Genomic DNA, 7,412 nt, shown 5'->3' with positions numbered 1-7,412 from the left:
GCTGAATGGGCATAAAAAATCCGATACCAGAGGACTGGTATCGGATTTTCTAGAAAGCCCGGCTTGGACTCAAATGCTTAAGTGAACAGCATTACGAACCGGTCGGGGCTTTTCCTGCTGCATTTGCCGGCTTGTCTATTGGAACAGCGACTCGCTCGACAGGCCATTCTTCTCCAGGATCTCGCGCAAACGCTTGAGGCCCTCCACCTGAATCTGTCTCACCCGCTCACGGGTCAAACCAATCTCCAGGCCTACGTCTTCCAGGGTGCTGCTCTCATGGCCACGCAGGCCAAAGCGGCGGATTACCACCTCCCGCTGCTTGTCGGTCAGTTCCGAAAGCCATTGGTCGATGCTCTGGGACAAGTCGTCGTCCTGAAGCAATTCACAAGGGTCCGTAGGGCGCTCGTCAGTGAGGGTGTCCAGGAGGGTCTTGTCCGAGTCCGGGCCCAGCGAGACGTCCACCGAGGAAACCCGCTCATTGAGCCCAAGCATACGCTTGACCTCGCCCACCGGTTTTTCCAGCAGGTTGGCGATCTCTTCGGGTGAAGGCTCATGATCGAGCTTCTGGGTCAGCTCACGGGCGGCTCGCAGGTAGACGTTAAGCTCCTTGACCACATGAATCGGCAACCGGATGGTGCGCGTCTGATTCATGATCGCCCGTTCGATGGTCTGGCGGATCCACCAGGTGGCGTAGGTCGAGAAGCGGAAGCCTCGCTCGGGATCGAATTTCTCCACGGCGCGAATCAACCCCAGGTTGCCCTCTTCGATCAGGTCCAACAGCGAAAGCCCACGATTGACGTAGCGTCGGGCGATTTTCACCACCAGGCGCAGGTTGCTTTCAATCATGCGTTTGCGACCCGCTGGGTCACCGCTTTGCGACAGGCGCGCAAAATGAACTTCTTCCTCGGGGGAGAGCAGCGGCGAGAAACCGATTTCGTTGAGGTACAGCTGAGTGGCGTCCAGCGCCCGGGTGTAATCGATGTACTTATGTTGTTTAAGTGAAGCGGAGTGTCTGGATTTGGCACGAACGGAAGGAGGAGACGCTCCCTCATCATTCGACATCGAATCCATAGCGATGCCGGTCTCCATCAGGAGAACCTCATCGTCGATGTCAAACTCCGGCACTTCTTTACTGAGAGCCATTGTTATAGTCCTTTGGTGAGTTCGACCTCAAGCTCAAGCGACGCCTTTATCCTTGGCAACGCTGGAGCCTGTTCCCTCTACGTGACGGAACAGGCTGACAACCAAATCAACGACGTGGCAGGAATTGCAGTGGATCTACCGGTTTACCTTGTCGGCGAATCTCAAAGTGCAGTTTCACCCGGTCTGTACCCGTTGACCCCATTTCGGCAATTGTCTGTCCGACCTTGACCTGCTGCCCCTCCCGAACCAACAGCCTGCGGTTGTGACCGTAGGCACTGACGTAGGTATCGCTGTGTTTGATGATCACGAGTTCGCCGTAGCCCCTCAAACCACTCCCGGCGTACACAACCGTGCCATCAGACGCGGCTAAAACAGGCTGTCCCAAATCCCCGGCGATATCAATTCCTTTATTCAAACTACCGTTTGAAGAGAATTTTCCAATGAGAACGCCATTAGAAGGCCATCCCCAGCCAGTCGGGGCGGGGCCTGCAGGCGGCAGTGGAGCAGGCGCCGGCTTGCTCGCGACGGACGGTACTGGCGGCGTCGCAGCCCCGACCGGCCGGCGAATGACCGTGGTTTTGCTCGAAGATGAAGGGGTCGAATCCGACTGCGTGACGACCGCGGTAGGCGTTGAGCCGCTGCGACCATCGAAGCGAATCGTCTGACCTGGATGAATCGTATAAGGCGCAGGAATATTGTTCCGCGCCGCAAGGGACTTGTAGTCCCAACCGTAGCGAAAAGCGATGGAAAACAGTGTATCGCCACGACGGACTACATACTGACCGGTCGTTACTGTAGGACGCTGCGGTGCAGCATTGTTGCGATCGACAACCCGGACATTACCGGACGGTGTACTGGAACAACCGACCAGCAACGTACTCAAGACAAGGCCAGTCACCAGGCGCTGAAAGCTCGTGATACCCATACGCTGCGCAATGACTGTGAGACTCACCCGCTGCTCCCTTTGTGGTGGCTGAAAAAATGGAAACTGCCTGCCCAGGCAGACACGATGCAACTATAACGAGGCATGATCATGCCTCTATTAATGAAGCGCCAAGCACTGTCGCACACGTTTGCTCGACGCCATTGGGTCTTGTTCGGCACTGGGGTGCCGCTGTAAGACACAACCCACGCCGTGGAATTCAGCGTCCGTTTATCAATGCTCAGGCCAATGGCCCGTTGAGCAGCGGCACGAACCGTACGGCTCCCAGGACATGGCGTGAAAAACCGTATTCTTCACGCACGATCAACATCAACTGCTGAACCTCACCGGAACCCACCGGAATGACCATCCGCCCGCCGGGGGCGAGTTGATCCAGCAAGGCTTGGGGCACATCGGTGGCCACCGCGGTAACGATGATGCCGTTATAAGGCGCCAGCGCCGGCCAGCCCTCCCAGCCATCGCCCCAGCGAAACACCACGTTGCGCAGGTTCAGTTCAACCAGGCGTTCCTTGGCGCGATCCTGCAGCACCTTGATCCGCTCCACGGAAAACACCCGCTCCACCAGTTGCGACAGCACTGCCGTCTGGTAGCCCGAGCCAGTGCCGATTTCCAGCACCTTGTCCAACGGTCCCGCCTCCAGCAGCAACTCGCTCATGCGGGCCACCATATAAGGCTGGGAAATGGTCTGGTTGTGGCCGATCGGCAACGCCGTGTCTTCATAGGCGCGATGGGCCAGGGCTTCATCGACGAACAGATGCCGAGGCGTACGGCGAATCACTTCCAGCACCTGGGCGTTGGACAGGCCTTCTTCGTAGAGCCGCTGAATCAGTCGCTCTCGGGTACGCTGGGAGGTCATGCCGATACCCCGGCGCAGCATATCGTCTTGCTCGCGCATCAACGCAGTCCCTCCAGCCAGCCATCGAGGTGTCGAAAGGCATCGTTGAAGGTACGGTCGAGCTGCAACGGGGTGATCGAGACGTATCCCTGCATCACCGCATGGAAATCGGTGCCCGGCCCACCGTCCTCCGCATCGCCGGCGGCGGCGATCCAGTAACCGGCCTTGCCTCGCGGGTCGACCACGTGCATGGGCTTGGCGGCGCGGGCACGATGGCCCAGGCGCGTAAGCTGGATGCCACGGATGTGATCCAGGGGCAGGTTCGGGATATTCACGTTCAGCACCGTGCGCGGCGGCAGATCCAGTTCGCCATGGGCCTCTACCAGCTTGCGGGCGAAGTAGGCGGCGGTGGGCAAGTTATCGACCTGCCGGGAAACAAACGAAAAGGCAAACGACGGGTGCTCCAGGAAGCGACCTTCCAGGGCGGCGGCGACCGTACCGGAATACAGCACGTCATCCCCCAGGTTCGCGCCCAGGTTGATGCCCGAGACCACCATGTCCGGCTCGCGCTCCAGCAACCCATGGATGCCCAGATGCACGCAATCGGTCGGGGTGCCATTGAGGCTGATGAAACCGTTATCCAGATAGCAGGGGTGCAACGGACGGTCGAGCGTCAGCGAGCTGCTGGCGCCGCTTTTGTCCTGGTCCGGGGCGATCACCACGCACTCGGCAAAATCCGCCAGCGCAGCATAAAGCGCGGCAAGACCGGGGGCTGTCACCCCGTCGTCGTTAGAAATCAGAATACGCATGGGCTGTCCGTCTGCCCTACCGGCACCAGATCGACGAGTTCGCGCACCAAGACAGTGGCGAAACATCCGGCCGGCAGGACGAATTCCAGTTGCAGAATGTCAGGCGAGGGATAATGCCACGACAGCCCGCTAATGGGCAGTCGCAGGATGCGACGTTCGTGATTCATTCCCGCGTTGACTAACCAATCACGCAAGTCCGCTTCGCCCTCGGCGACGGCCTGTTCCAGATCGTGGATCACACCCGAGGCCGGTGAAGGGCCTTCGCCCCATTGTGGCCCGGTCGGGTGCAGATCGAGGATCGCCAGGCGCGGATCGTTGCATTCGGCCTCACCGGCCGGGAAAAAACTGCGGCTGTCGGTGAAGGCCAGCAAGTCACCCACTTGGGCTTGTTGCCAGGTACCGTCGGCCACCCGCGCCGCCAATAGACGGTTGAACAGGAAACTGCGGGCCGCGGACAACAGCCGCGAACGCACGTTGCGTTGCTCCGGCAAAGCCTTGCGTGCCGCCCAGCCACGGGCGTCGACGACGTTGCCGCCATCATGACCAAAACGCTGGGCACCGTAATAATTGGGAATACCCTGGCGGACGATCTGTTGCAGGCGCGCGTCGATGGCCGCCGGATCGCCCTTGAATTGGGTCAGGCGCAAGGTGAAACCATTGGCCGAGTGCGCGCCGCGTTGCAGCTTGCGCCTATGACGCACGGTCTTGAGGATCTTCAGCGTGTCGTTCACTGCCGCCGATAGGTCCGGGTCCGCCTTGCCCGGCAATTGAACACTGAACCATTGCCGGGTCAGGGCCTGACGGTCCTTGAGCCCGGCGTAGCTGACGGTGCGCAGCGGCACGCCGGCAGCCTTGGCAATTCGCCGGGCAGCCTCCTCGGTGTTCAAGCCGCGCTTTTCGACCCAGATCCACAAATGCTCGCCATCGCCGGTCAACGGAATGTCGAGCACTTCATCGACCTGGAAATCTTCGGCAGTGGCCTTGAGCACCGCGCTGCCCAGCGACTCGCCATAGGCACGCGGCCCCAACAGTTCCAGTTCGGTCATGGGCGCAGCAACAAGGCAACGGAATGGACGGCAATGCCTTCTTCGCGACCGACAAAACCGAGCCTCTCGGTGGTGGTGGCTTTCACGTTCACCTGGTCCAGCTCAACTTGGAGATCCTCGGCAATCAATTGACGCATGGCCTCGATGTGCGGCGCCATTTTCGGCGCCTGTGCGACGATGGTGTTATCGACATTGCCGACCTTCCAGCCCTTAGCGTGGACCAGCGAGACCACATGACGCAGCAGCACACGACTGTCGACGCCCTTGAATCGAGGATCGGTGTCGGGGAAATGCTTGCCGATATCGCCCAGGGCCGCCGCGCCGAGCAATGCGTCACTCAGGGCGTGCAGCAGGACATCACCATCAGAATGCGCGAGTAGCCCGAAGCCGTGCGCGATACGCACGCCACCCAGGGTAATAAAGTCGCCTTCAGTGAAACGGTGAACATCGTAGCCGTGGCCAATACGCATAAAAAAACGCCCTGATTTCTGTCAGGGCGTGATTCTACCTGCATTAGACGTTTAGAGCGCGCGCATGATGTTGCAGATGATCATCAATGAAACTGGCGATGAAGAAGTAGCTGTGGTCGTAGCCCGGTTGCAGGCGCAACTCCAAGGGATGACCCGCCGCCTTCGCCGCCTGCTGCAAGGCTTCGGGCTTGAGCTGGTTGGCCAGGAAATCATCGCGATCGCCCTGGTCCACCAACAACGGCAGCTTCTCATCAGCCTCGGCAATCAGCGCGCAGGCATCCCATTCACGCCATTTCGAGCGGTCTTCCCCGAGGTAACGGGAGAAGGCTTTCTGACCCCATGGGCAATCCATCGGATTGTTGATCGGTGAAAAGGCCGACACCGAACGATAACGTCCCGGGTTGCGCAAGGCGCAGACCAGCGCGCCGTGGCCGCCCATGGAGTGACCGCTGATGCTGCGCTTGTCCGACGCCGGAAAATGCGCTTCGACCAACGCCGGCAATTCCTGCACCACGTAGTCATACATCCGATAGTGCCGCGCCCAGGGTTCCTGGGTGGCGTTCAGGTAGAACCCCGCGCCCAGGCCGAAGTCCCAGGCGTTGTCCGGATCGCCCGGCACGTCGGCGCCACGCGGGCTGGTGTCCGGCGCGACGATGATCAGCCCCAGCTCGGCAGCCATGCGCTGGGCGCCGGCCTTCTGCATGAAGTTCTCGTCGGTGCAGGTCAGCCCGGACAACCAATACAGCACGGGCAACTTGCCGCCTTGTTCGGCTTGCGGTGGTAGGTACACGGCAAACACCATGTCACAGCCAAGCACTTCGGAGCGGTGTCGGTAACGCTTGTGCCAGCCGCCGAAGCTTTTCTGACAGGAAATATTTTCGAGGTTCATAACTTCACCTCAGCCGTAAGCCGCGAGCCACAAGCGGCAAGAAAAAGCACCGCGCTTCACTTGCCGCTTGTAGCTTGTAGCTTGCAGCTGCTCTTAAAAATGAATGACGGTACGGATGCTCTTGCCTTCATGCATCAGGTCGAATGCCTTGTTGATATCTTCCAAGCCCATGGTGTGGGTGATGAAGGTATCCAGCGGGATTTCGCCCTTCTCGGCCATTTCCACATAGCTGGGCAGCTCGCTGCGACCGCGCACGCCGCCGAACGCCGAACCGCGCCAGACGCGCCCTGTCACCAGTTGGAACGGACGGGTGGCGATTTCCTGGCCGGCACCGGCCACGCCGATGATCACCGACTCGCCCCAACCCTTGTGGCAGCACTCCAGTGCGGCACGCATCAGCTGGACGTTGCCGATGCATTCGAAGGAAAAGTCCACGCCGCCGTCGGTCATGTCGACGATGACTTCCTGGATCGGACGGTCGAAGTCTTTCGGGTTCACGCAATCGGTGGCGCCCAACTGCTTGGCAATCTCGAACTTGGCCGGGTTGATGTCGATGGCGATGATGCGCGATGCCTTGGCCTTCACGGCACCGATCACCGCCGACAGGCCGATGCCGCCCAGGCCGAAGATGGCCACGGTGTCACCCGGCTTGACCTTGGCGGTGTTGATCACCGCGCCGATACCGGTGGTGACGCCGCAACCCAGCAGGCAGACCTTTTCCAAGGGTGCTTCCTTCGGGATTTTCGCAACGGAGATTTCCGGCAACACAGTGTATTCGGAGAACGTCGAGGTCCCCATGTAGTGGAAAATGGTTTCGCCCTTGTAGGAAAAGCGCGAGGTGCCGTCTGGCATCAGACCTTTGCCCTGCGTGGCGCGAATGGCCTGGCAGAGGTTGGTCTTGCCCGACTTGCAGAATTTGCACTGGCCGCATTCCGGCGTGTAGAGCGGGATCACGTGATCACCCACCGCGACCGAGGTCACGCCCTCACCGATGGCTTCGACGATTGCACCGCCCTCGTGCCCGAGGATCGACGGAAAGATGCCTTCCGGGTCGGCGCCCGACAGGGTGTATGCGTCGGTATGGCAAACACCGGAAGCCACCACACGCAACAGCACTTCACCCGCCTTGGGCATGGCGACGTCGACTTCAACGATTTCCAGGGGTTTCTTGGCCTCGAAGGCAACGGCAGCGCGCGACTTGATCATCCGGTCTCTCCATCAAATAAAAACAAGACCGGGAGTGTAATCCGCCGCTGGACGATGAATAATCCAGCCAA

8 protein-coding genes are annotated in these 7,412 nt (G+C 60.0%); all 8 read right to left on the bottom strand.

The annotated features are described in order from the left end of the window. Positions 1-135: 135 nt before the first annotated feature. The gene (gene rpoS, locus FBY02_RS03600; protein ID WP_041022899.1) at positions 136-1,143 is read right to left on the bottom strand and encodes an RNA polymerase sigma factor RpoS; all 1,008 of its coding nucleotides are present in this window, start codon (positions 1,141-1,143) and stop codon (positions 136-138) included. A gap of 106 nt (positions 1,144-1,249) precedes the next feature. After that, positions 1,250-2,095: a peptidoglycan DD-metalloendopeptidase family protein gene (locus tag FBY02_RS03595; RefSeq protein ID WP_055127616.1), complete on the bottom strand. Its 846-nt coding sequence runs from the start codon at positions 2,093-2,095 to the stop codon at positions 1,250-1,252. A 211-nt stretch (positions 2,096-2,306) separates the two neighbouring features. Next, positions 2,307-2,942, bottom strand: coding sequence for a protein-L-isoaspartate(D-aspartate) O-methyltransferase (locus tag FBY02_RS03590; RefSeq protein ID WP_178115348.1), 636 nt, complete (start codon positions 2,940-2,942; stop codon positions 2,307-2,309). A 38-nt stretch (positions 2,943-2,980) separates the two neighbouring features. After that, positions 2,981-3,730 carry a 5'/3'-nucleotidase SurE gene (gene surE, locus FBY02_RS03585; protein ID WP_144923466.1) on the bottom strand — a complete coding sequence of 250 codons (750 nt, stop codon included), beginning with the start codon at positions 3,728-3,730 and terminating at the stop codon, positions 2,981-2,983. Next, positions 3,718-4,776 (bottom strand): tRNA pseudouridine(13) synthase TruD, encoded by a 1,059-nt coding sequence (truD, locus tag FBY02_RS03580; RefSeq protein WP_144923463.1) that lies wholly within the window; start codon positions 4,774-4,776, stop codon positions 3,718-3,720. Before truD ends, surE begins: the two co-directional genes overlap by 13 nt. Then, positions 4,773-5,246 (bottom strand): 2-C-methyl-D-erythritol 2,4-cyclodiphosphate synthase, encoded by a 474-nt coding sequence (gene ispF, locus FBY02_RS03575; RefSeq protein ID WP_144923460.1) that lies wholly within the window; start codon positions 5,244-5,246, stop codon positions 4,773-4,775. Before ispF ends, truD begins: the two co-directional genes overlap by 4 nt. Positions 5,247-5,289: 43 nt before the next feature. Further along, positions 5,290-6,135, bottom strand: a complete 846-nt coding sequence (gene fghA / locus FBY02_RS03570) for an S-formylglutathione hydrolase (RefSeq protein ID WP_144923457.1) — start codon at positions 6,133-6,135, stop codon at positions 5,290-5,292. A gap of 93 nt (positions 6,136-6,228) precedes the next feature. After that, positions 6,229-7,341: an S-(hydroxymethyl)glutathione dehydrogenase/class III alcohol dehydrogenase gene (locus FBY02_RS03565; protein WP_024779034.1), complete on the bottom strand. Its 1,113-nt coding sequence runs from the start codon at positions 7,339-7,341 to the stop codon at positions 6,229-6,231. Between the last annotated feature and the right edge of the window lie 71 nt (positions 7,342-7,412).

It is taken from the genome of Pseudomonas sp. SJZ078 (genome assembly GCF_007828255.1).
In the GTDB taxonomy this organism is placed as follows: domain Bacteria; phylum Pseudomonadota; class Gammaproteobacteria; order Pseudomonadales; family Pseudomonadaceae; genus Aquipseudomonas.
This window is presented reverse-complemented; position numbering and strand designations above follow the sequence as displayed.

Coding starts and splice junctions, on each gene's coding strand:
- rpoS (WP_041022899.1), bottom strand. CDS start 1,143: ATGGCTCTCAGTAAAGAAGTGCCGGAGTTTGACATCGACGATGAGGTT.
- FBY02_RS03590 (WP_178115348.1), bottom strand. CDS start 2,942: ATGACCTCCCAGCGTACCCGAGAGCGACTGATTCAGCGGCTCTACGAA.
- surE (WP_144923466.1), bottom strand. CDS start 3,730: ATGCGTATTCTGATTTCTAACGACGACGGGGTGACAGCCCCCGGTCTT.
- truD (WP_144923463.1), bottom strand. CDS start 4,776: ATGACCGAACTGGAACTGTTGGGGCCGCGTGCCTATGGCGAGTCGCTG.
- ispF (WP_144923460.1), bottom strand. CDS start 5,246: ATGCGTATTGGCCACGGCTACGATGTTCACCGTTTCACTGAAGGCGAC.
- fghA (WP_144923457.1), bottom strand. CDS start 6,135: ATGAACCTCGAAAATATTTCCTGTCAGAAAAGCTTCGGCGGCTGGCAC.
- FBY02_RS03565 (WP_024779034.1), bottom strand. CDS start 7,341: ATGATCAAGTCGCGCGCTGCCGTTGCCTTCGAGGCCAAGAAACCCCTG.